This is a genomic window from Pseudoxanthomonas putridarboris (assembly GCF_038321125.1).
GTDB classification, from domain to species: Bacteria; Pseudomonadota; Gammaproteobacteria; order Xanthomonadales; family Xanthomonadaceae; genus Pseudoxanthomonas_A; species Pseudoxanthomonas_A putridarboris.
This window is the reverse complement of record NZ_JBBWWT010000011.1, coordinates 44,594-68,324: the sequence shown is the minus strand read 5'-3', so window position 1 is coordinate 68,324 and position 23,731 is coordinate 44,594. Positions and strand designations below refer to the sequence as shown.

At 67.7% G+C, this 23,731-nt stretch carries 19 protein-coding genes; 15 read left to right on the top strand and 4 right to left on the bottom strand.

Annotated features, from left to right (window positions below):
* Positions 1-13: 13 nt before the first annotated feature.
* The 5 genes from AAD027_RS17010 (at position 14) to AAD027_RS16990 (ending at position 4,989) form a co-directional block, all read left to right on the top strand.
* Positions 14-874 (top strand): YicC/YloC family endoribonuclease, encoded by an 861-nt coding sequence (locus tag AAD027_RS17010; RefSeq protein ID WP_341727226.1) that lies wholly within the window; start codon positions 14-16, stop codon positions 872-874.
* A 40-nt stretch (positions 875-914) separates the two neighbouring features.
* A complete protein-coding gene (gene gmk / locus AAD027_RS17005) occupies positions 915-1,607 on the top strand; it encodes a guanylate kinase (RefSeq protein WP_341727225.1) in 693 nt (230 codons plus the stop codon).
* A 289-nt stretch (positions 1,608-1,896) separates the two neighbouring features.
* A complete protein-coding gene (gene rpoZ / locus AAD027_RS17000) occupies positions 1,897-2,196 on the top strand; it encodes a DNA-directed RNA polymerase subunit omega (RefSeq protein ID WP_341727224.1) in 300 nt (99 codons plus the stop codon).
* A gap of 132 nt (positions 2,197-2,328) precedes the next feature.
* Positions 2,329-4,500, top strand: coding sequence for a RelA/SpoT family protein (locus AAD027_RS16995; RefSeq protein WP_341727223.1), 2,172 nt, complete (start codon positions 2,329-2,331; stop codon positions 4,498-4,500).
* 105 nt (positions 4,501-4,605) lie between these two features.
* Positions 4,606-4,989, top strand: coding sequence for a RidA family protein (locus AAD027_RS16990; protein WP_341727222.1), 384 nt, complete (start codon positions 4,606-4,608; stop codon positions 4,987-4,989).
* Positions 4,990-5,001: 12 nt separating this feature from the next.
* Here the strand turns inward: AAD027_RS16990 and AAD027_RS16985 are convergent, their stop codons facing one another.
* Positions 5,002-6,045, bottom strand: a complete 1,044-nt coding sequence (locus AAD027_RS16985; protein WP_341727221.1) for an AraC family transcriptional regulator — start codon at positions 6,043-6,045, stop codon at positions 5,002-5,004.
* An 85-nt stretch (positions 6,046-6,130) separates the two neighbouring features.
* Here AAD027_RS16985 and AAD027_RS16980 point away from each other — a divergent pair, with 85 nt between their 5' ends.
* The 7 genes from AAD027_RS16980 (at position 6,131) to AAD027_RS16950 (ending at position 16,631) form a co-directional block, all read left to right on the top strand.
* Positions 6,131-7,402 (top strand): parallel beta-helix domain-containing protein, encoded by a 1,272-nt coding sequence (locus AAD027_RS16980; RefSeq protein ID WP_341727220.1) that lies wholly within the window; start codon positions 6,131-6,133, stop codon positions 7,400-7,402.
* Between the two features lie 8 nt (positions 7,403-7,410).
* Positions 7,411-8,595, top strand: coding sequence for an SO2930 family diheme c-type cytochrome (locus AAD027_RS16975; protein ID WP_341727219.1), 1,185 nt, complete (start codon positions 7,411-7,413; stop codon positions 8,593-8,595).
* A 45-nt stretch (positions 8,596-8,640) separates the two neighbouring features.
* Positions 8,641-11,076 carry a TonB-dependent receptor gene (locus AAD027_RS16970; protein ID WP_341727218.1) on the top strand — a complete coding sequence of 812 codons (2,436 nt, stop codon included), beginning with the start codon at positions 8,641-8,643 and terminating at the stop codon, positions 11,074-11,076.
* A gap of 102 nt (positions 11,077-11,178) precedes the next feature.
* The gene (gene recG / locus AAD027_RS16965) at positions 11,179-13,332 is read left to right on the top strand and encodes an ATP-dependent DNA helicase RecG (RefSeq protein ID WP_341727217.1); all 2,154 of its coding nucleotides are present in this window, start codon (positions 11,179-11,181) and stop codon (positions 13,330-13,332) included.
* Between the two features lie 224 nt (positions 13,333-13,556).
* Entirely contained in the window at positions 13,557-14,495 is a 939-nt protein-coding gene (locus tag AAD027_RS16960; RefSeq protein ID WP_341727216.1) for a nucleoside hydrolase, read from the top strand.
* Positions 14,496-14,833: 338 nt separating this feature from the next.
* Positions 14,834-15,076, top strand: coding sequence for a type B 50S ribosomal protein L31 (locus tag AAD027_RS16955; protein WP_341727215.1), 243 nt, complete (start codon positions 14,834-14,836; stop codon positions 15,074-15,076).
* 265 nt (positions 15,077-15,341) lie between these two features.
* Positions 15,342-16,631 carry a citrate synthase gene (locus tag AAD027_RS16950; RefSeq protein ID WP_341727214.1) on the top strand — a complete coding sequence of 430 codons (1,290 nt, stop codon included), beginning with the start codon at positions 15,342-15,344 and terminating at the stop codon, positions 16,629-16,631.
* Between the two features lie 60 nt (positions 16,632-16,691).
* Here the strand turns inward: AAD027_RS16950 and AAD027_RS16945 are convergent, their stop codons facing one another.
* From AAD027_RS16945 to AAD027_RS16935, 3 genes are all read right to left on the bottom strand, one after another.
* Entirely contained in the window at positions 16,692-17,510 is an 819-nt protein-coding gene (locus tag AAD027_RS16945; RefSeq protein ID WP_341727213.1) for a TIGR04325 family methyltransferase, read from the bottom strand.
* Positions 17,511-17,771: 261 nt separating this feature from the next.
* Positions 17,772-18,428 carry a hypothetical protein gene (locus AAD027_RS16940; RefSeq protein ID WP_341727212.1) on the bottom strand — a complete coding sequence of 219 codons (657 nt, stop codon included), beginning with the start codon at positions 18,426-18,428 and terminating at the stop codon, positions 17,772-17,774.
* Positions 18,429-18,579: 151 nt separating this feature from the next.
* The gene (locus AAD027_RS16935; protein WP_341727211.1) at positions 18,580-21,003 is read right to left on the bottom strand and encodes a penicillin-binding protein 1A; all 2,424 of its coding nucleotides are present in this window, start codon (positions 21,001-21,003) and stop codon (positions 18,580-18,582) included.
* Positions 21,004-21,219: 216 nt separating this feature from the next.
* Here AAD027_RS16935 and AAD027_RS16930 point away from each other — a divergent pair, with 216 nt between their 5' ends.
* The 3 genes from AAD027_RS16930 to AAD027_RS16920 are packed head-to-tail and all read left to right on the top strand — an operon-like array spanning position 21,220 to position 23,728.
* On the top strand, positions 21,220-22,278 hold the full coding sequence (locus AAD027_RS16930; RefSeq protein WP_341727210.1) for a pilus assembly protein PilM: 1,059 nt from the start codon (positions 21,220-21,222) through the stop codon (positions 22,276-22,278).
* Positions 22,278-23,063 (top strand): PilN domain-containing protein, encoded by a 786-nt coding sequence (locus AAD027_RS16925; protein WP_341727209.1) that lies wholly within the window; start codon positions 22,278-22,280, stop codon positions 23,061-23,063. Before AAD027_RS16930 ends, AAD027_RS16925 begins: the two co-directional genes overlap by 1 nt.
* Positions 23,060-23,728, top strand: a complete 669-nt coding sequence (locus AAD027_RS16920; protein ID WP_341727208.1) for a type IV pilus inner membrane component PilO — start codon at positions 23,060-23,062, stop codon at positions 23,726-23,728. Before AAD027_RS16925 ends, AAD027_RS16920 begins: the two co-directional genes overlap by 4 nt.
* The last annotated feature ends 3 nt before the right edge of the window (positions 23,729-23,731 follow it).

The following is a 23,731-nucleotide window of genomic DNA, read 5'->3' as shown; positions in this document are numbered from 1 at the left end:
CGTTGGGCCAGCCATGATCCGCAGCATGACGGCATTCGCCACCGCCGAACGCGCCACCGAGGGCGGCACGCTGGGGGCCGAACTGCGCGCGGTCAACCACCGCTTCCTGGAACTGGGCGTGCGCCTGCCGGACGAACTGCGCGCGCTGGAGCCGGCGCTGCGCGAACGCATCGCCACCCGCGTGTCGCGCGGCAAGCTCGATTTCACCCTGCGCCTGCGCGCGTCGGAGGGCGATGGCGCCCTGCAGTTGAACGCGCAGCGGGTGGCGCAGCTGTCCGAACTGGCGCTGGACCTGGCGGCGCGCCTGCCCAGCCTGCGGGTCGAACTGACCGACGTGTTGCAGTTCCCAGGCGTGCTTCAGGGCAAGGGCGTGGACCCGGAGAAGCTGCAGGCCGACGCGCTGGCGCTGGTGGACACGCTGCTGGAGCAGTTCGTCGCCGCGCGCGAGCGCGAAGGCGGCAAGCTGGCCACCGCCATCCTGGAGCGGGTGGACGGCATCGCCGCGCTGGCGGCCGAGGCGCGCACGCTGATCCCGCTGATCCGCACCGGCCAGCGGCAGAAGCTGGAGGCGCGCCTGGCCGACGTGGCGCAGAACATGGAGGCCGGCCGGCTGGAGCAGGAACTGGTGCTCTGGCTGCAGAAGCTGGACGTGGAGGAGGAACTGGACCGGCTGGAAAGCCACGTCAAGGAGATCCGCCGCGTGTTCAAGCAGCCCGAGCCGGCGGGCCGCCGGCTGGATTTCCTGCTGCAGGAATTCAACCGCGAAGCCAATACGCTGGGCTCCAAGTCCGTGGACATCCGCACCACCAACATCGCGGTGGAGCTGAAGGTGCTGATCGACCAGATCCGCGAACAAGTGGCCAACATCGAGTAGCCGGGATTCGCGATTGGGGATTGGCAAGAACGCCGCTACGATGACAGACCTGACCTTCAACGAACGGGAAACCGTCTTGGCGAATCCCGAATCCCGAATCGCCGATCACGGCCCCGCCCAGCGGGGCACGCTCTACATCGTCGCGGCGCCGTCCGGCGCGGGCAAGAGCAGCATCGTCAACGCGGTGCTGGCGCGCGATGCGGACATCGCCCTGTCCATCTCGTTCACCTCGCGCGCCGCGCGCCCGGGCGAGCGCCATGCGCAGCACTACCACTTCATCACCGCGGCCGAGTTCGAGGCGATGATCCGCGCCGGCGACTTCTTCGAGTACGCCAGCGTGCACGGCGACTGGAAGGGCACCGCCCGCCAGTCGGTGGAGCCGCAGCTGGACGCCGGCAAGGACGTGCTGCTGGAAATCGACTGGCAGGGCGCGCGCCAGGTGCGCGAGAAGGTGCCCGATGCGGTCAGCGTGTTCATCCTGCCGCCCTCGCGCGACGCGCTGGAACAGCGCATGCGCGCCCGCGGGCAGGACAGCGAAGAGGTCATCCAGCGCCGGCTGGCCGCCGCGCGCGAGGAGATGTCCCATTACGGCGAATTCGACTACGTCATCGTCAACGACGTGTTCGACACCGCCGTGGAGCAGATGCACGCCATCTTCACCGCCAGCCGCCTGCGCCGCGAAGCCCAGGACGTGCGCCATGCCGGCCTGATCGCCACCCTGCTGGCCGAGTGAGTCTGTGTAGGAGGGCCTTCAGGCCCGATGCTCTTTGTAAGAGGGGCTTCAGCCCCGACCGTGTGTCCCCGAAGTGCAGGACAACGACGTCCCGGCAGCACCCCGGGCGATGACAGTCTGATCGCCGTTTAGGGCTCCCTCGTCGGGGCTGAAGCCCCTCCTACAGCGGCCAGGATCAAAGATAACTATTTGATTTTCAAGGAAAGACTTGCAATCCCCCGGCAATCTGCCTACAATCCCGCCCCCTTTCCGTATTCACTGGGCGGCCAGCCGGTCGCCGGGAGCCCGCATGGCCCGCATCACCGTCGAAGATTGCCTGGAAGTCGTCAACAACCGTTTCGAACTGGTCACCATGGCCGCCAAGCGCGCCCGCCAGCTCGCCAACGGGGTCGAGCCGCAGATCGACAACAACGAAGCCCAGGACAAGCCCACCGTGCTGGCCCTGCGCGAGATCGCCGCGCGCCGGATCGACAACGACCTGATCGACCGCGTCGAGAAGGCCGAGCGCGAGCGCGCCGAGCGCGAGGCGCTGGAGTGGGCCGCCGCCGAAGTCGTCGCCGACGACGACCTGTCCAAGGGCGACGACTGAGCATCGCCTTCATCTGACGTTTCGATCGAAACGGACGATCGCCGGAAAGCCCGCTCTCGCGGGCTTTCCGCATTCTGTACGCCTCGGGTCCGGTGCGTTGCCGTTGCCGCGTGACTGGCATAGGCTGGCGGCATGAACCCAGGCCGCACCGCCAAGGCACTCCGCACTCCCGCGTCGTCGCGCGACGACGCGTTGCCGGACTACGTCGCGCAATTCGAAAAGACCGCCGGCTACCTGCCCAAGGACCAGTTGCCGCTGCTGCGCCGCGCCTGGGAAGTGGGCGCCGCCGCGCACATCGGCCAGACCCGCAAGTCGGGCGAACCCTACATCACCCATCCCGTCGCCGTGGCCGGCGTGCTGGCCGAGCTGGGCATGGATGCGGAAACGCTGATCGCCGCCATCCTGCACGACACCATCGAGGACACCCCGCTCACCCGCGACGAGATCGCCGGTGAATTCGGCGAGGACGTCGCCGAACTGGTCGATGGCGTCACCAAGCTGGACAAGCTGAAGTTCCGCGACCGCCAGGAAGCGGCGGCGGAAAGCTTCCGCAAGATGCTGCTGGCGATGTCGCGCGACCTGCGCGTGATCATGATCAAGCTGGCCGACCGCCTGCACAACATGCGCACGCTGGGCGCGCAGAGCCCCGAGGCGCGCAAGCGCATCGCCCGCGAGACGCTGGAGATCTACGCGCCCATCGCGCAGCGGCTGGGCATGAACCTGGTGAAGTCCGAACTGCAGGACCTGGGCTTCCGCGCGTTGCACCCGTGGCGGCACGCGATCATCGAGAAGCACATCCGCAGCCAGCCGGTGGTGCGGCGCGAATCGATGGCGCAGATCGAGGCGCACCTGTCGCAGCGCCTGGCCAAGGAGGGCATCGAGCATCGCCTGGTCAGCCGTATCAAGACGCCGTGGAGCATCTACAACAAGATGCGCGGCGAAGGGAAGAGCTTCGACCAGGTGATGGACGTGTTCGGTTTCCGCGTCGTCGTCGACTCGGTGCCGGCCTGCTACCACGCGCTGGGCGCCGCGCACGCGCAGTACAAGCCGCTGGACGGGCGCTTCCGCGATTTCATCGCCATCCCCAAGGCCAACGGCTACCAGTCGCTGCACACGGTGCTGTTCGGCCCGTACGGTTCGCCGATCGAGGTGCAGATCCGCACGCGGGAGATGGACCTGATCGCCGAGCGCGGCATCGCCGCGCACTGGACCTACAAGTACGGCACCGATTCGCCCAACAGCGCGCAGAACCGCGCGCACGCCTGGATCGTCGAACTGATCGACAACCAGCGCGCGGCCGGCTCGTCGCTGGAGTTCCTGGAGAACGTCAAGGTCGACCTGTTCCCCGACGAGGTCTACCTGTTCACGCCCAAGGGCAAGATCCTGTCGCTGCCGCGCAACTCCACCGCGCTGGATTTCGCCTACGCGGTGCATACCGACGTGGGCAACCAGGCGGTGGCCTCGCGTGTGGACAAGAAGCTGGTGCCGCTGCGCACCAAGCTGAGCAGCGGGCAGAGCGTGGAGATCATCACCGCCAAGTCCGCCGCGCCCAAGCCGCAATGGCTGGAGTTCGTGGTGACCAGCAAGGCGCGCACCGCCATCCGCCACCAGTTGAAGCAACTGGAACACGAAGACGCCGTGCAACTGGGCCACCGCATGCTGGACCGCGCGCTGGAGGACCTGGACAGCTCGCTGGAACGCCTGCCGCAGCAGCGCCTGGAGGCGTTCCTCGCCGAGCACCGCTACCCACGCCTGGAAGCCCTCCTCGCCGACGTGGCGCTGGGCAACTGGATGCCGGCGCAGGCCGCGCAGGCGCTGACCGCCTTCGCCGAGCTGCGCGGCGGTGGGCACTCGCGCCATTCGCAGGAAAAGATCCTGATCAAGGGCACCGAGCGCGGCGTGGTCAGCTTCGCCAACTGCTGCCAGCCGATTCCCGGCGACGAGATCATGGGCTACCACACCGCCGGCAAGGGCATCGTGGTGCACCGGCTGGACTGTCCCAACGTCACCGAATTCCGCAAGTCGCCCGAACGCTGGGTGCCCATCGCCTGGGACGCCAACGTCAGCGGCGACTACGACGCCTCGCTGCTGATCGACGTGGAGAACCGCCCCGGCGTGCTGGCGCAGGTCGCCGCCGCGGTGGCCAAGAGCCAGTCCAACATCGAGCGCGTGGAATACCTGGAGCGCGACATCAACATGGCCGTGCTGCGCTTCTCCATCCAGGTGCGCGACCGCAACCACCTGGCCGAGGTGATGCGCCGGCTGCGCCGCTTGAACGTCGTGCACGGCGTGCGCAGGCAGTAATCTGGTGGGAGCGGCCTCCGGCCGCGAGCTCTTCTTTCCGTGCTGAAGCTCGCGGCCGGAGGCCGCTCCCACACCCCGCGTCATACCTTCAACGAGAAATCCCGCATGACCAAGCAGATCATCCACACCGACCATGCCCCCGCCGCCATCGGGCCTTATTCGCAGGCCGTGCGGGCCGGCAATACGGTGTACTTCTCCGGGCAGATTCCGCTGGACCCGGCCACCGGCAACCTGGTGGAAGGCGACATCGCCGTGCAGGCGCGGCGCGCCTTCGACAATCTCAAGGCGGTGGCGGAAGCCGCGGGCGGATCGCTGGACCGGATCGTGCGGCTGGGCCTGTACCTGACCGACCTGGGCCAGTTCGCCGCGGTCAATGCGGTGATGCAGGAGTATTTTTCCGCTCCCTATCCCGCGCGCTCCACCATCGAGGTGTCCGGCCTGCCGAAGGGCGCGGCGTTCGAGGTCGATGCGGTGATGGCGCTGGATTGATCGGCGGCGAGTTCAGGCCACGTGCCGGCGCGCCTCGCTGGGCGTGTGGCCGGTCCAGCGCTTGAACGCGCGGCGGAATTCGCGCACGTCGTTGAAGCCGATCTGGCTGCCGATCCAGGCGATGGTCAGGTCGGGATTCTGCAGCAGCTCCAGCGCGCGTTCGGTGCGTACGCGGTCGTGGATGGCGCTGAAGCTGGCGTCTTCCTCCGACAATTGCCGCCGCAGCGTGCGTTCGCTCAGGTGCAGCGCCGCCGCGATCTCGGTCATCTGCGGGTTCTCGCGCAGGCGCGGGCGCAGCTGCCGTTCCACCGCCGCGGTGGTCTCGCCGCGCAGCGCCATGGCGGCCAGTTGCGCGCGGCACAGGGCCAGCGCCTGCCGCGAGGTGACCGGGTTGTAGCTGGAGAAGGGCAGTTCCAGCCAACGCCGGTCCACGACCATCGCGTGGTGCGGCTGGTCGAAGCGCACTTCGCAGCGGAACAGTTCGTGGTAGCGCGGCGCATACGAGGGTGGCGCGTAGCCCAGGTCCAGCCGCAGCGGGCTGAACTCGGGTCCGGCCAGCTCGCGCGCCAGCATCAGCGTGCTGGAGAACATTTCCTCGCACAGGAACGGCAGCAGGTCGCTGGCTTCTTCCGGCGCGGTGGCGATGACGGCGATGGTGCCGCCGTCGCGCTCGTCCAGCGCCAGGTCCATCAGCGGGCCCAGGTTGCGCTGGTACTCCATCCCGATGCTGACGGCATCGCCGAAGGTCGGCGCGGTCTTCATGGCCAGGCCCAGCAGGCCGAAATTGCCGCCGTTCTGTTTGCCGCCGATGGCCAGGCCGACGCCGTCGATGGGCAGGGTGGGCAACGCGCGACGGATCACTTCGCTGGCCTGCCGGTAGGACACGCGCGCCTGCGGGTCGTGGATCTCCTGCACGTTGAGCCGCATGCCGGCGAACCAGGCATCGCAGTTCACGCCCAGCTCGCCCGCCAGCAGCACCAGGCTGCACAGCATGTTGGTCGGCAGGTTGGCGACCGAAAGGCGGCTGCCGCCGTCCGAACCCGGTTTCCAGTGCATCGAAGCCCCTCCAGCTTGTCCGCTTTGCCCCCCTTAGTATGCCGCTCCTGCCCTCCGCGTAAAGCGCGCCGGCGCACGAGACTGCATGCTGTATTCGCTGGCGTATGGGAGAGGAGAATTCATGCAGCGCAGCATTTCCACGGCGATCCTCGCCGCATCGGGACTCATGGCCGTCGGTTGCCAGCAGAAGGCGCCCGAGGCGCCGGCCATGCCGGCGGGCGAGGCCGGCTTCGCCGCCACCTTCCAGGAACGGTTGCTGGACGCCAAGCCGGGCGACGTGATCGAGATCCCCGCCGGACGGCACAGTTTCGACCGCAGCCTGACCTTGCGCGCGGACGGGGTGACGATCCGCGGCGCCGGCATGGACAAGAGCGTGCTGAGCTTCAAGGGGCAGAAGGCCGGCGCGGAAGGCCTGCTGGTCAACGGCGACGATTTCACCATCGAGAACCTCACCATCGAGGACTCCAAGGGCGACGGCCTGAAGATCAGCGAATCGGAGAACATCACCATCCGCGGCGTGAAGGTGCAGTGGACCGGCGGCCCCAGCACCAGGAACGGCGCCTACGGCATCTACCCTGTGCTGACCAAGAACGTGCTGATCGAGGACACCGTCTCCATCGGTGCGTCCGATGCCGGCATCTACGTGGGCCAGTCCGACGGCGTCATCGTCCGCCGCAGCCGCGCCGAGCAGAACGTCGCCGGCATCGAGATCGAAAACACCATCAACGCCGATGTCTACGAGAACGTGGCCACCGGCAATACCGGCGGCATCCTGGTGTTCAACATGCCCGGCCTTTCGCAACAGGGCGGCAACATCCGCGTCTACAACAACAAGGTGATAGCCAACAACCACGAGAACTTCGGCGCCAAGGGCACGCCGGTGGCCAGCGTACCGGCGGGTTCGGGCATCGTCATCAATTCCAACGACGACATCGAGATCTTCGACAACGAGATCCGCGACAACGCCACCACCAACATCATCGTCTCCAGCGTGTACTCCACCGGCTACAAGGACAGCAGCGCCTCGCCCAACTTCGATCCGTACCCGGAGCGCATCTTCATCCACGGCAACACATTGTCCGGCGGCGGCGATTCGCCCGACGGGTTCGACCTGAAGGCGCTGAAGGTGGCGATGTACGGCCTGCGCGGCAGCTTTCCCGACGTGCTGTGGGACGGTTACTACAACAAGGACCGCGTGGTGGACGGCAGGAAGACCGGCCCGCAGATCTGCCTGCGCGATGTCAGCGGCGTGATCAACGCCGACGGACCGGGCGGCTACAAGAATCCCAGCAAGGACATGAAGCCGTACGACTGCGAACTGCCGCGCCTGCCGGCGGTGGACCTGAAGCGAGGTTGAGGATCGGCATGCGGAAGTCGGCGGTACGCGGGTTGTTGCTGGGCATGGCGGCGCTGGCGCTGTCGGCGTGCCAGCGCATGCCGGAAGTGAACTTCATCGCCGAAGGCCAGCCGGCCGCGTTGAGCGAGTGGGGCGTGTTGCGCGTCGAGGACGGCAAGCTGCGGTTGAACCCGGGCGTGGTGCCCTACGATCTCAACACGCCGCTGTTCAGCGATTACGCGCACAAGCTGCGCACCGTGTGGATGCCCAAGGGCATGGCGGCGACCTACCAGCCGGAGCATGCGTTCGACTTCCCCGTGGGCACCATCCTCAGCAAGACCTTCTACTACCCGTTGCCCCCCGGGCAGGCGTGGGACGGCAAGTCGGTGGCGCGCACGCCGCCTTCGCAGTCCGTGCTTAAGGACGAAACGCTGGATCTGCGCCAGGTGCGCCTGATCGAGACGCGGCTGCTGGTGCATCGCGCCGAGGGCTGGGTGGCCTTGCCCTATGTTTGGAACGAGGCACAGACCGAAGCCCGACTGAAGCGCACCGGCGACCTGATCGCACTGGAACTGGTCGATGCCGACGGTCTGCGCGAGGCCGCCGACTACCAGGTGCCGGACCAGAACCAGTGCGGCGGCTGCCACATCACCGACAACAGGTCGCGCAAGCTGTCGCCCATCGGGCCGAAGGCGCGGCATCTGAACCGCGAGTTCGATTACGCCACGGGCAGCGAGAACCAACTGGCGCACCTGGCGCGCGTGGGTTATCTCACCGGCGCGCCGGATGCGGGCCAGGCGCCACGAAGCGCGGACGCGTCCGATGCCGTACATGCCGGCGTCGAACAACGCGCCCGCGCCTATCTGGACATCAACTGCGGCCACTGCCACAGCGCCACCGGCCCGGCGATCACGTCCGGCCTGTGGCTGGACGCGGGCACGCAGGACCGGCTGAAGCTGGGTTTCTGCAAGCAGCCGATCGCGGCGGGCAAGGGCACCGGCGATCGCCGGTACGACATCGTGCCGGGCGATCCGGACGGCTCGATCTTCGACTTCCGCATGGACAGCGCCGATCCGGCGGTGATGATGCCGGAGCTGGGGCGCTCGATCGTGCACCGCGAAGGGGTGCAGCTGATACGGGCATGGATCGAGGGTGAGCCGGGAAATTGCGACATCGGTGGTACCGCAGGGCAGGACAATCCGCCGGCCACCTGATGGCCGGCTCCGCACAACGCTTCTTGGGAGGGAGTGATGAGAGTGATGCAACGGAACTTGGTGATCGGGCTTCGCCGTGCGCTGTTCGGCGGCTGCGTGGCGCTTGGCGCGGGCGGCACGGCCTGGGCGCAACAGCCGCCGCCCGCCGCGCCGCCGGCGGACGCGACCACGCTGGATGTCATCACCGTCACCGCGCAGAGCCGCGAGCAGGAGCTGCAGGACGTGCCCATCGCACTGCAGGTGCTCAACGACCGCATCATCAGCGACGTCACCGCCGAGGACATGGGCGACCTGGACAGCTTCGTGCCCGGCCTGCAGATCAACAGCGTGCAGCCGACCCAGCCGTCCATCGCGCTGCGCGGCATCAGCACCGACGACTTCGGCATCGGCACCGATCCGGCCGTGGGCGTCTTCATCGACGGCGTCTACACCGGCCGCAGCGGCGGCATCCTGCTGCCGTTGACCGACGTGGAGCGCATCGAGGTGCTGAAGGGGCCGCAGGGCACGCTGTTCGGCCGCAACACCGCCGCCGGCGCGGTCTCCATCATCACCAAGCGCCCGACCGGCGAGACCGAAGCCGCGCTGAAGCTGAGGCTGGGCAACTACGGCAAGCAGTACGTCGAGGCCATGGCCAACATTCCCGTCGGCGAGCGTTCGGCGCTGCGCCTCAACGGCCTGTTCAACCACGGCGACGGCTGGCTGAAGGACGGCGCCACCGGCAAGGATCTGGGCGGCGACAACGTCTGGGCCACGCGCGCGGCCTGGCAGGTCGGCCTGGGCGACAACACCACCGCGTTGCTGAGCTGGGACCACGAGAGCCTGGACCAGCAGGGGCGCCCGACCACCGGCATCGTGCCGCTGCCGCCCAGCCCGGGCCGGCCGGCGGCGCCGGCCGACCCGGACGCCTACCTGGATCCGCGCGATATCCGCATCTTCAACGACACGGCGGACAATGCCGAGTGGCGCACTTTCGACGGCGTCACCCTGATCGTCGACCACGCGTTCGGCTGGGGCAACCTGACCTCGACCACCGCCTGGCGGCAGTTCGATTCACTGAACCGGGTGGAGGAGGACGGCACCAACCGGCCCAACCTCTATCTGAGTTCCACCAACAGCGAGTCCAACGAGAACAAATACCAGGAGTTCAAGTTCAGCGGCGCCAGCGGCCGACTGGACTGGGTGGCGGGCCTGAGCTACTACGAGGAGGAAGCCAGCCAGACCAGCGAGATCGACACCACCAGCACGGCCGTCGATACCGCGGTCGCCAACCTGGGCCTGGCGCCGACGCCGGACGGCACGTTGTTCGGCTTCTTCTCGCAGGTGCTGGCGGCCAACGGCATTCCGCTGACGCTGCTGGGCCACAGCTGGAACGAGTCCTTCCGGAACACGCTCAAGACCAAGGCCTACGCCGGTTTTGGCGACGTCATCTGGCACGTCAACGACAAGCTCAACCTGACCTTCGGCCTGCGCTACACGCGCGACGAGAAGGACTTCACCTGGTTCAACGACCTGCGCAACGCGCCCACCCTGGACGCCACGCTCGATGCGCTGGACGCGGCCGGCTTCTTCGCGCTGGCCGGCGTGCCGAAGGAGACCTTCATCTTCGACCTGGCCTTCATCGATCCGCCGGCGATGATGAACAAGGGCGTGACCAATCGCGCCAGCGATTCGTGGAGCGACTGGAGCCCGCGCTTCGTCGCCGACTACCACTTCACCGACCATCTGATGGGCTTCGCCTCGCTGGCCAAGGGCTACAAGGCCGGCGGCTTCAACGCGCTGCAGATCGGCAGCGAGTTCGACAACGAGGACGTGTGGAACCTGGAAGTCGGCATCAAGCACGCCCTGCCGGAGGCGCGGCTGGCCTACAACGTGTCGGTGTTCCACTACCGCTACGACAACCGCCAGTCGATCCGGCTGGACAACACCAGCACCATCCCGCGCTTCGTGGTGGACACCGGCGACGTGGAAGCGACGGGCGTGGACTTCGACCTGCGCTGGCAGGTCACCGACGCCTTCGGCATGGACTTCAACGCCGCCTACATCGACGCCAAGTACAAGGACTATGGCGTGGAGACCGCGGCGGGCCTGCTGGATCTGGACGGCGAGCCGACCGGCGAACCGAAGTGGTCCGCGGCCATCGGCGGCCACTACACCTGGCAGCTGGGCGATGCCGGCGACCTGCGGCTGGCGTTGCGCCACTCCTATCGGGGCAGCTGCCGCGCCAACGCCTACAACCTGGGTTCCGGCGATTGCGTGGACCTGCCGGGCTTCTCCACCGGCGAATCGCAGAACCGCACCGATCTACGGCTGGCCTGGACGTCGGCCGATGGCCACTGGAACTGGGCGGTGTACGGCAACAACATCTTCGACGAACAGTACGTGACCCAGCTGAACGTCTACGGCCGCGAAGCGTTCGGCACGGTCGGCGCGGTGGTCAGCGAGCCGCGCATCTATGGCATGGAAGTGAGCGTGAAGTTCTGAACCCGCCAGTCGCGCGTTCGCCAGGCGAACGATGGGGACGCAACCCCGGTGCCGGGAGGCGCCGGGGTTTTTGTTTCGCGCCGATCCCGGCATCCTTGGCGGATGCCTGCACGCCGTGACGCTGTTCCTGTCGAGCTTTCCTCCGAACCCCTGAGCCGCCTGCCGGGCGCGGGCCCGCGCGTGGTCGAGAAGCTGGCGGCGCGCGGGTTGCTGACGGTGCAGGACCTGTGGCTGCACCTGCCGTTGCGCTACGAGGACCGCACCGCGATCACGCCGATCCGCTTCCTGCGGCCCGGCGTGCCGGCGCAGGTGGAAGGCCGGGTGGAAGCGGTCGAACGGGGTTTCCGCTATCGGCCGGTGCTGCGGGTGGCCGTGGGCGACGAGTCGCAGGGCACGCTGGTGCTGCGCTTCTTCCATTTCCGCGCGGCGCAGGTGGCGCAGTTCGCCGTCGGCGCGCGCATCCGCTGCTACGGCACGCCCAAGCCGGGGCAGAACGGGCTGGAGATCGTCCACCCCAGCTACCGCGTGCTGGGCGATGACGACGAGGTCGCGCTGGGCGAGGCGCTCGATCCGGTCTACCCGGCGGTGGAGGGGATCGGTCCGGCCACGCTGCGCAAGCTGATCGGGCTGGCGCTGGACCGGTTGCCGGACGAGGCCGCGCTGGAGTTGCTGCCGCCGGCGATGCTGGCCGGCCTGGGCCTGCCTTCGCTGCGGCAGGCGTTGCTGACCATGCACCGGCCGCCGCGCGATGCCGACATCGCCGCGCTGGCGTTGGGCACGCATCCCGCGCAGCGGCGGTTGGCGATGGAGGAACTGCTGGCCCACCACCTCAGCCTGCGCCGCCAGCGGCTGGCGATGCAGCGGCACGGCGCGCCGCCGTTGGCGGGGAAGGGCAAGCTGGCCAACGCGCTGCAGAAATCGCTGCCGTTCAAGCTCACCGGCGCGCAGCAGCGCGTCTACGCGCAGATCCGCGAAGACCTGAAGCGGCCTTCGCCGATGTTGCGGCTGGTGCAGGGCGACGTGGGCAGCGGCAAGACCGTGGTCGCGGCGCTGGCCGCGATGCTGGCGGTGGAGGCCGGCAAACAGGCGGCGCTGGCCGCGCCGACCGAACTGCTGGCCGAGCAGCACCTGGCCAACCTGCGCACTTGGCTGGAACCGCTGGGCGTGCGGGTGGCGTGGCTGGCCGGCAAGGTCACCGGCAAGGCGCGCGCCACCGTGCTGGCCGACGTGGCGTCCGGACAGGCGCAGGTGGTGGTGGGCACGCATGCGCTGATGCAGGAGGCGGTGACCTTCCGCGACCTGGGCCTGGCGATCGTCGACGAGCAGCATCGCTTCGGCGTGCACCAGCGGTTGGCGTTGCGCGACAAGGGCGCGGGCAAGGACCGCGTGCCGCACCAGTTGGTGATGACCGCCACGCCGATCCCGCGCACGCTGGCGATGGCGGCCTACGCCGATCTGGACGTGTCCGCCATCGACGAACTGCCGCCGGGACGCACTCCCGTGCAGACCGTGGCGCTGAGCGCCGAGCGCCGGCCGGAGCTGGTGGAACGCATCCGCGCGGCATGCGCGGAAGGGCGGCAGGCGTACTGGGTGTGCACCTTGATCGACGACAGCGAAGAAAGCGGAAAGTCCGGCCAGGGATGGCCGGGTGCTGGCGGAGGGACCCGCATCGAGGCGCAGGCGGCGCAGACCACGTTCGAGACGCTTTCCACCGCCCTGCCGGAACTGCGCGTGGCGCTGGTGCACGGGCGCATGAAGGCGGCCGACAAGCAGGCGACGATGCGCCGCTTCAAGCAGGGCGAGATCGACCTGCTGGTGGCCACCACCGTGATCGAAGTCGGTGTGGACGTGCCCAACGCATCGCTGATGATCATCGAGAACGCCGAGCGGCTGGGCCTGGCGCAGTTGCACCAGTTGCGCGGACGCGTCGGCCGCGGCGCCACCGCGTCCAGCTGCGTGCTGATGTACCAGCCGCCGCTGTCGATGATGGCCAGGCATCGCCTTGCGACGATGCGGCAGACCAACGACGGCTTCGTGATCGCCGAAAAGGACCTGGAACTGCGCGGCCCCGGCGAACTGCTGGGCACGCGGCAGACCGGCCTGGCCGCATTCCGCGTGGCCGATCTGGCGCGCGACGCGGCGCTGCTGCCGCAGGTGCGCACCTTGGCCGACCGGCTGCTCGCGGACGATCCCGTCGCCGCCGACCGCGTCATCGCACGCTGGGTCGGCGGCGCGGCGCGGTATGCGTCGGCGTGATGCCGTGAATCCGCCGACTCCCCTGTAGGAGGGGCTTCAGCCCGCGCCCCGACCGTCGTCATGAGCGCACATTGACGAACGCGCCGCAGCGCGCCCGGATGGCGAACAATCCTGATGGCCGTTTCCCGTTCCCGGTCGAGGCTGAAGCCCCTCCTACATGATGCGACTTTCACCGGACATGCAACGGTGCGAGACTCTCAGACCGATAGAAGAAGCGACAGAAGATGACGAAGAAGATTCCCCTGCTGATCGACACCGATCCCGGCGTCGACGACGCGCTGGCCCTGCTGATGGCTTTCAACGACGACCGCCACGACGTGGTGGGCCTGACCATCGCCGCCGGCAACGTCGGCCTGCGACACACGGTGCGCAATGCGTTGAAGCTGTGCGAGGTGGCCGGCCGCGACGACGTGCCGGTGTTCGCCGGCACGCCCGAACCGCTGCTGCACCCGGCGCCGGATGCCGGCTATGTACACGGGCAGGATGGATTCGGCGACATCGGCTACCCGCCGCCCGCCCGCAGCGCGGAAACCGAGCATGCGGCGCTGGCGATCCTGCGCCTGTCGCACGAACACGCCGGCAGGCTGCTGCTGGTGGCATTGGGGCCGCTGACCAACATCGCGCTGGCGCTCAAGCTCGATCCGACGTTGCCGCAGCGGGTGGCGCGTTTCGTGGTGATGGGCGGCGCGGTGACCGGCCACGGCAACATCACCCCTGCCGCCGAATTCAACTTCTACTTCGACCCGGAGGCCGCGCACCTGGTGTTCCAGGCTTTCGGACGGATCGACCTGGCGGACTGGGAAGCGACCATCGCCCACGGCCTGCACCACGAGCGGGTGGCCGAATGGCTGCGGGCCGACTCCCCGCGGGCCCGCTTCTATGCCGGGATCTCCGAGAAGACGCGGCTGTGGTCCATCGACCGCCGGGGCGACCACTGGTATGCCGCCGACGCCGTGGCCATGGCCTTCGCCCTGGCCCCGGAGGGGGCGCTGGAGGTGGCCGAGCGGCCGGTCGCCATCGAACTGCAGGGTGCCCATACCCGCGGCGCCAGCGTGGTGGACTGGCGCCGCGAGAGCGGCCGGCCCGACAGCGCCCATATCCTGCTGAAGTACGACCAGGACCGCTTCGAAGGCCTGATCCGGGCGGCGCTGGCCGCAGGCTGAGCGGCCAGGGCCTGCCGACGCTATTGGGACAGGCCCTGGGGCGAATCGCTGTCCAGCTTCAGGATGGTCAGGGGGGTAAAGAGGGAAGTCGGCGGCTTCGCCGCCTGTAAGTTCAGGAGTAACGGCGCTTTTCCTTACCGCCTTACAGGCGGCGAAGCCGCCGACTTGCCAGTGCGCGCAGCGCACGACTTCCCGTTTTCCGCCAAGCAGTCGCTCCGAAAGGTCGGCGAGGCCTGTCGGGACCGAAGGTCGATCCAGCCCGGTCGGGCAGGTTGCGCGGGACGGGCGGGGCGGGCTACAATGCCGCTCTTCCATTCCCGCAACACGGTGTGCCCGCCATGAAGGCCGACATCCATCCCCAGTACCGCGAAGTCGTCTTCCACGACGTGACCTCCGATTTCAAGTTCCTGACCCGCTCGACCCTGGGCAGCAAGGAAACGACGAAGTGGGAAGACGGCAACGAATACCCGCTGATCAAGGTCGAAATCTCCTCGGCCTCGCACCCGTTCTACACGGGCAAGCACAAGGTCATCGACACCGGCGGCCGCATCGACAAGTTCCAGAAGCGCTACGCGCGCTGATAGACGTTCGTCGTGTCGCCCTACGGCCGCGCCTGGTGCGCGGCCGTTTGCGTTTCCGTCTTCCGCGCGCATGTCGCGGATCGGCCGGAAACCCTTGCTGCGCGGGCCGTGGGCCTTATTCTTTGGTCTGACTTTGGTCCGGTCCTGAGCGACGGCTCCGAGAGCGGTGTGCGATAATTCGGGTCATCCAAGGCCCACTGCCTGGACATCCGTCACGCACCGACCGGGCAATCGGCCGGTGCACCCCCACGAAGGAGCGCACACTGTGTCCGAACTCGACCAGGTCACGCTGAATGCAGGCGACAAATCCGTCGTCCTGCCAGTCCTGAAACCCACGCTTGGCAACGATTGCGTCGATGTTTCCAAGCTGACCAAGGAAACCGGCCTCTTCACCTACGATTCCGGTTTCACCGCCACCGCCAGCTGCAAGTCCGCCATCACCTACATCGACGGCGACAATGGCGTGCTGCTGTACCGCGGTTACCCGATCGAACAACTGGCCAAGCATTCCAGCTTCCTGGAAGTCGCCTACCTGCTGATGAACGGCGAACTGCCGACCGCGGCGGAATTCGAGAAGTTCGACCACGAGGTCACGCATCACACGATGATGCACGAGTCGCTGAAGAACTTCCTGCACGGCTTCCACTACGACGCGCACCCGATGGCCATGCTGGCCGGCACCGTCGCCTCGCTGTCGGCCTTCTACCACGACACGCTGGACCTGGAAGACCCGGAACAGCGCCGCCTGGCCGCGATCCGCCTGATCGCCAAGGTGCCGACGATCGCCGCCGCCGCCTATCGCTATTCCATCGGCTGGCCGATCCGCTATCCGCGCAACAACCTGGAATACGTGGATCGCTTCCTGCACATGATGTTCGAAGTGCCGAGCGAGCCGCTGGAAATGAGCCCGGTCGTGGCCAAGGCGCTGGACCTGCTGTTCATCCTGCACGCCGACCACGAGCAGAACGCCTCGACCTCGACCGTGCGCCTGGTCGGCTCCACCGGCGCCAACCCGTACGCGTCGGTGGCCGCCGGCATCACCGCCCTGTGGGGCCCGGCGCACGGCGGCGCCAACGAGGCCGTGCTGAAGATGCTGGAAGAGATCGGCACCCCGGACAAGGTGGATGCCGCCGTGGCCAAGGCCAAGGACAAGGAATCGGGCTTCCGCCTGATGGGTTTCGGCCACCGCGTCTACAAGAACTTCGACCCGCGCGCCAAGATCATCCGCGAGATGACCCACAAGGTGCTGGGCGAGCTGGGCGTGAACGATCCGCTGCTGGAAGTGGCGATGAAGCTGGAAGAGGCCGCGCTGAAGGACGAGTACTTCATCCAGCGCAAGCTGTACCCGAACGTCGATTTCTACAGCGGCATCATCTACAAGGCGCTGAAGATCCCGACCGAGATGTTCACCGTCATGTTCGCCATCGGCCGCACCGCCGGCTGGGTGTCGCACTGGCTGGAGCAGCAGGTCGATCCGGAAGCCAAGATCGGCCGCCCGCGCCAGATCTACACCGGCTACGACGTGCGCGACTACAAGGGCCAGGACCAGCGCTGAGCCGTCTGGCTCCGTCCCGGAAGCAAGAGCAACGCCCCGCATCGCGGGGCGTTGCCCGTTTCAGTGGACCTCGCCGGTGATGCGCTGGAAGTAGAAGCCGTAGTAGCGGTCGATGTCGTGGCCGGGCTGGAAGGGGATGCGTACATGGCGTTCCGGCAGGTCCCAGCGGTCGCGCACGGCATAGCCCACTTCCTTCATGTCCGCGATCATCCGGGCAATGCCTTCTATCCGGTAGGGGCATACGGCGATGCCCAGGTTCTGCAGGGTGAAGTAGCGGTCCGTGGGGTGCATCGGGGTGAGGTTGAACAGCACGTGCGGGGGCGGGCGCCGCAGGCGCGACAGCAGCTCCGCCAGGCCGTAGTCCAGGTACTGCAATGCGCCGCTGCTGATCAGCAGGTCGCTTCCGTCCGCCTGCTCCGCGTCGTCGCAGAATCGCAGGCGGCGCTGCGGATCGTGTTCGCGCGCCCATTCGTTGCCGGCCGCCATCACATGCGGGAGATCGTGCACGCGCCATTCCAGGTCGGCCGGCAGGGCCAGGTAACGCCCGAAGCCGTAGTAGGCCAGGCCGATATGCCCGCCCAGGTCGAACACCCGGCGCGCGCCCTGGGCCAGCGCCTGCTCCAGCCAGAACATGACGGGATAATCGCAGGCGCGCAGGCGATGCAGTTGCGCGCGGTACATGCGGCTCGCGGCTTCCACGTCGTAGCTGGGCGGCAACTCGCGGGAGGAGAACGCCCGTGCCTGCTGCAGCGCCTGCGCATAGCTGTCGAAGACGCCGTAGTACAGATTGCCGTGGCGATAGGGCCGCCGGAAGTAACGCCGATAGAGCGGACGGGCGACCTGGCGGACGCCGGGCAGTTCCATGGCTTCGCGCGCCATGCGGATCAGATGCTGGCGATATCCGGGGAATCCCTCTTGTCCGCCGACGATGCCCATGGCCACAGTCCACCTGCAACAACTAGCCGATGCCCTTCACAACGGCAGTGCGTGCGATTGCCGGCCGCCCGCAACGAAAAAAGTGCGTCGCAAGCTGAATGGGCGCCGCGGTGGCGGTCGGTCGCCATCCTGTCCCGGCCGGAATGGCGCCCGGGGCCGATATACAGCCTCTGCAATGGGACCGATGCGCGGGCGTTCCCCGCGTCAGCCGTGGGCCGCGTCCTGTTCGTAGCCCGCGATTTCCTGTTCCGCCAGCAATTGCCGCAGTTGCGCGCCGGAAGCGCGCTTCATTGGTTTTTCGTCCACCGACGACAGCGGCGCCTGGCGCAAGGCGTCGTGCGGCAGCACGGTCAGGTCGAAGCCCAGTTCTTCCGCGCTGAACACCCAGACCGGCAGGTCGGCGATGCGTTCGCGGTCCATCCGCAGCCGGCGGGTGCGCGGCTCGGCGGGGATGCGGTGCTCTTCCAGGAAACGGGTGACGGCGTCGGGGTCGTCGCTGTGCAAGTGCAGATGCACCGGCGAGTTGGCGTCGGCGGTGCCGTCCAGCACGGGACCGACCAGGCGCGGCGAGAACGGTTCGAAAAAGCCGAGTGCGCGCAGGGCCGCTTCGCGGCGCTGGCGCAGCCCGACGGCATGGCTTTCGCCCACGAAGAGCCGCTGGTACTGGCGCAGCGCATCCTCGATCTCGCGGTTGCGCGGCAGCGATGCGTCGTCGTGGATGCCCAGCCGGTTGGCGGCCTTGAGCTTGGCCTGGTGGTAGTCGCGGACGCCGCCTTCGGCCATCAGCCGGGCGGCTTCATGGGCCAGCCGCTGGCGGCGTTCGCGGGTGCGGGTTTCGGCGTGCTGACGGGCGTGGTGCATGGCGTGCCTCCGCGTCGAAACTGGAAGCGACTGTACACCAACGGGCCGGGATGCCGGGATTCGCGAGTGGGGATTCGTTCAAGCGGCGGCATCGACCCTTTTACCGAATCCTTAATCCCGAATCCCGAATCCCGAATCCCGAATCCCGCGATCAGAAGATGTCGAACGCTTCCTCGTCCGGCACGGCGTCTTCCGGGCCGTACAGGTCGTATTCGTGGATGCGGTCCATGTCTTCGACCTTGACCCACTCGGTCACGCCGTTGAGGGTGGCCTGGACCATGCCGTCCGGCGGGTCGTTCAACGCCACCGGCTTGTCCTTCAGGGCCACGCGCATGTAGTCGATCCAGATCGGCAGCGCGGCCCGGCCGCCGTATTCGCGGTAGCCCAGCGACTGGAAGTTGTCGCGGCCCACCCATACCACCGTGGCGTAGGGGCCACCGAAGCCGCTGAACCACGCATCGCGGTGCTCGTTGGTGGAGCCGGTCTTGCCGCCCACGTCCTCGCGGCCCAATACCCTGGCCGCGGTGCCGGTGCCGCGCTGGACCACGTCGCGCATCATCGAGGTCAACTGGTAGGCCGTGCGTTCGTCGATGGCGCGCGGTGCGGTCACCATGTTCGGATCGGCCGGCTTCTCGGCCGGCTGGGGCGCATCAGTGACCGGTGCGGGGGGCTTGGCCGCCTGGGCCGGGCCGAAGTTGAAGCCGTCCACCACCTGGCTGGCCGGCGCACTGCTGCCGTACTGGCCCTGGCCGCAACCGCGGCAGGCGGTGGCCGGGTTCTCCTTGAAGACCACGTTGCCTTCGCGGTCCTTGACCTCATCGATGAACCACGGCGTCACCCGCGAGCCGCCGTTGGCGAACACCGCATAGCCGCGCGCCATCGACAGCGGCGTCAGCGACGCGCTGCCCAGCGACATCGACAGGTTGGGCGGCAGCTCCGCTTCCTCGAAACCGAACTGGCTGATGTACTGCCGCGCGAACGGCACGCCGATGCCGTCCAGCAAACGCACCGACACCAGGTTGCGCGATTGCACCAGCGCCTCGCGCAGGCGCATCGGCCCGCGGAAGCCGCCGCCGTCGTTCTGCGGGCGCCACATGTGGCCGCGACGGTCGCGGAACACCACCGGCGCGTCCAGCACGATCGACGCCGGGTTGAAGCCCTTCTCGAACGCGGCCGCGTACAGGAACGGCTTGAAGCTGGAGCCAGGCTGGCGGCGCGCCTGGGTGGCGCGGTTGAACTTGTTGCCGGCGAAGCTGTAGCCGCCCACCAGCGCGCGCAACGCGCCGTTGCCGGCATCCAGCGAGACCAGTGCGGCCTGCGCGCGCGGGATCTGCTCGATGACGTATTCGCCCTCGTTCTTGCCGGCCCTGACCCGGGCCAGGTCGCCGCGCGTGAACAGCTTGGCCGGCGTGCGGCCGGTCCACTTGCTGGACGAAGCGGGCAGGACGATCTCGCGGCCATCGACCGTCACCACGGTGGCGCTGCCGTCGTCGCCGGTGCGCGCGACGATCGTGGGTACCAGGCCGTTCTGCGCGACGATGCCGCGCAGGTGGGTGGCCAGCGTGGCGGCGTCGGCGTCGGCGGCCACGTCGAAATGCTGCTCCACGCCGTTCCAGCCGTGGCGGTGGTCGTACAGGCCCAGGCCGTCGCGCACGGCGTCGTTGGCGCCGGCCTGCAGGGCGGAGTCCAGCGTGGTGGTGACGTGGTAGCCCTTGGTCAGCGCCTCCGGGCCGAAGCGCGCGATCATCTCCTGGCGCACCATCTCGGCCACGTACGGAGCGTGGACCTCGACCGGGCGCTCGTGCGGCTTGGCGTGCATCGGTTCGGCCTTGGCCTGGGCGGCCTCGGCGGCGGTGACGTAGCCGTCCTCGCGCATGCGCTCGACCACGTAGGCGCTGCGCTCCTGGTTGCGGCCCGGGTTGCTGATCGGATTGCCGCTGGAAGGGAACTTCAGTGCGCTGACCAGGGTGGCGGTCTCGGCCAGGGTCAACTGGTCGAGGGTCTTGCCGTAGTAGTACTCGGCGGCGGCGGCGATGCCGTAGGAGCGGTTGCCGAAGAAGCTCTTGTTGAGATACAGCTCAAGGATCTCGTCCTTGCTCAGCATCTTCTCGATCCGCATGGCCAGCATCATTTCCACCAGCTTGCGGGTGTAGCTGTACTCGGAACTCAGGAACCATTGGCGCGCCACCTGCTGGGTGATGGTGCTGCCGCCGGCCACGCGGCCTTCCTTGCGGCTGACGATCTGCCAGACCGCGCGGGCGATGCCGGTGGGGTCCACGCCGTTGTGTTCGTAGAATCGGCTGTCCTCGGCGGCGACGAAGGCCTGCTTGACCTGGGCGGGCACCTGGGCGATCTGCACCGGATAGCGCCGGGTCTCGCCGAACAGGCCGATCAGGCGGCCGTCGCTGGCGTAGACGTAAAGGGGCTCCTGCAGTTCGACATTGCGCAGGGACTGGATGTCCGGCAGCTTGGACGAGACCGTGTAGTACAGGAAGCCCAGACCGGCCAGGCCGGCCAGGGACAATACGAGGAACGTGATCAGCGTCCAACGCAGAAGACGACGGAAACGGGGCATCCGGTGCTTTCCGATTGCAGAATTCGTGGCGGCAGAGTATAGATGACCGCCGGGGTCGCCATGGGCGATCCCAAGGGGAACAGGGACTTGGGGAACAACCCTCGAGAAGCGTGACAGGCCGCACAGCCACGCAAACGTCGGTTGCCAAGAGTAAAAACTTGGTTATTAATGTGGGCGCACGCTGTACGCCCAGTGCCCGTCGGAAGGGGAAAGACCGTGGGGCTAATCCCAAAAAGCCAGTCGCCGCTCATCGGCGTCGATATCAGTTCGACCGCGGTCAAGCTGCTCCAGCTGTCGCGCGTCGGAAACCGCTACCGCGTGGAGCACTACGCGGTCGAACCGCTGCCGCCCAACGCGGTGGTGGAGAAGAACATCGTCGAGGTCGAGGCGGTGGGCGAGGCCATTCGCCGTGCGGTCAACCGCGCGGGCAGCAAGGCCAAGCACGCCGCGGCGGCCGTCGCCGGTTCGGCGGTGATCACCAAGATCATCCCGATGCCCGCCGACCTGGACGACAGCGACCTGGAAGCGCAGGTCGAGCTGGAGGCCGTCAACTACATTCCGTACCCCATCGAGGAAGTGAACCTCGACTTCGAGGTGCTGGGCCCGATGCCCAACAACCCGGAGATGGTGCAGGTGCTGCTGGCCGCGTCGCGCTCCGAGAACGTCGAACTGCGCCAGTCCGCGCTGGAACTGGGCGGGCTGACCGCCAAGGTGATGGACGTGGAAGCCTTCGCGGTGGAGAACGCCTTCGCCCTGATGGCCGACGACCTGCCGATCCCGCAGGATGGCGTGGTCGCGCTGGTGGACATCGGCGCCACCATGACCACGCTCAACGTCCTGCGCCGTGGCCGCAGCCTGTACAGCCGCGAACAGGTGTTCGGCGGCAAGCAGCTGACCGACGAAGTGATGCGCCGCTACGGCCTGACCTACGAGGAAGCCGGCCTGGCCAAGCGCCAGGGCGGGCTGCCGGAAAGCTACGAAGTGGAAGTGCTGGAGCCCTTCAAGGAAGCCACGGTCCAGCAGATCAGCCGCCTGTTGCAGTTCTTCTACGCGGGCAGCGAGTTCAACCGCGTCGACCAGGTGGTCCTGGCCGGTGGTTGCGCCGCCCTGCCGGGCCTGCCCGAGATGGTCGAGGAACAGCTGGGCGTGCCGACCGTGGTGGCCAACCCGCTGGCGCAGATGACCCTCGGCCCACGCGTGCAGGCGCATGCGCTGGCCCAGGACGCCCCGGCACTGATGATCGCCACCGGCCTGGCTTTGAGGAGCTTTGACTGATGGCAAGAATCAACCTACTCCCGTGGCGCGCCGAGCGCCGCGTGCAGCGCCAGCGCGAGTTCTACGCCATGCTGGGCGCCGCCGCCATCGCCGGCCTGCTGCTGTCGTCCCTGCTGTGGCTCCACTACGACCGCCAGGTGGCGGGGCAGAACGTCCGCAACGATTTCCTCAAGGCCGAGATCGCCAAGGTCGAGGCGCAGAACAAGGAAATCGAGAAGCTCGACGAACAGAAGCGCCGCCTGCTGGCCCGCAAGGAAGTCATCGAGAAGCTGCAGGCCAACCGTTCGCAGATGGTGCACCTGTTCGACTCGCTGGTCCGCACCATTCCCGATGGCGTGGCCCTGGGCAACATCAAGCAGGACGGCGAAGTGCTGACCCTGGAGGGCCGCGCGCAGTCCAACGCCCGCGTCAGCGCCTACATGCGCAACCTCGAGACATCGGGCTGGATGACCAAGCCCGAGCTGTCGATCATCGAGTCCAAGCCCGAGGACGCGAAGGAACTGGCCTCGACCGGCGCCAGCCGCGCGCTGCCCTACGTCTTCAAGCTGCAGGTGCGCCTGGCCAATCCGACCGCCGAGGAAGAGGCGGCCGCGGCGGCGGCGGCCGATCCGGACGCGGCGGCCGTCGCTCCTGTCGAAGGCCAGCCCACGGCCACGCCGGCGGATGCCGCGCCTGCCGAGGCACCGGCACCGGTGGAGCCCGCTCCGGCCGCGCCGTCCGACACGACACCCCCTGCCACCACGCCCAGCGGTGACACCTCGCCGGCCACCGGGAGCGCGTCATGAGCCAGAAGAAGACATCGCTCAAGAACCTGGACATCAACAACATCGGCGCGTGGCCGCAGAACGCCAAGATCGGCTTCTGCGTGATCCTGGCGCTGTTCATCCTGGCGCTCTCGTTCTTCCTCTTCATCAAGGGCAAGCGCGAAACCCTGGAGTCGCTGGAACGCGAGGAAGTGACGCTGCGCGACAAGTTCGAGACCGAGCAGGCCAAGGCCGCCAATCTCGAGCCGTTGAAGCAGCAGCTCGCGCAGATGGAACAGGTGCTGCAGCAGATGCTGCGCCAGCTGCCCAGCAAGACCGAGATGCCGGACCTGATCATCGACATCTCGCAGACCGCCCTCTCCAGCGGCCTGTCCAACGAACTCTTCCAGCCCCAGCCGGAAACGCTGAAGGAGTTCTACGCCGAGAAGCCGATCCAGTTGCGCATGGTGGGCAGCTACCACCAGTTCGGCGCCTTCGTCAGCGGCGTGGCCTCGCTGCCCCGCGTGGTCATCCTGACCATGCACGACATCTCGCTGAAACCGAAGGAAGGCAAGGGCGGCATCACCAGCCGAGGCGCGCTCGAACTGTCGGGCACGGTGAAGACCTACCGCTACCTGGACGAGAAGGAAGTGGCCGAACAGGAGGCCGCGGCGGCCGCGGCGGCGAAGGCGGGGGGTATGAAATGAGTG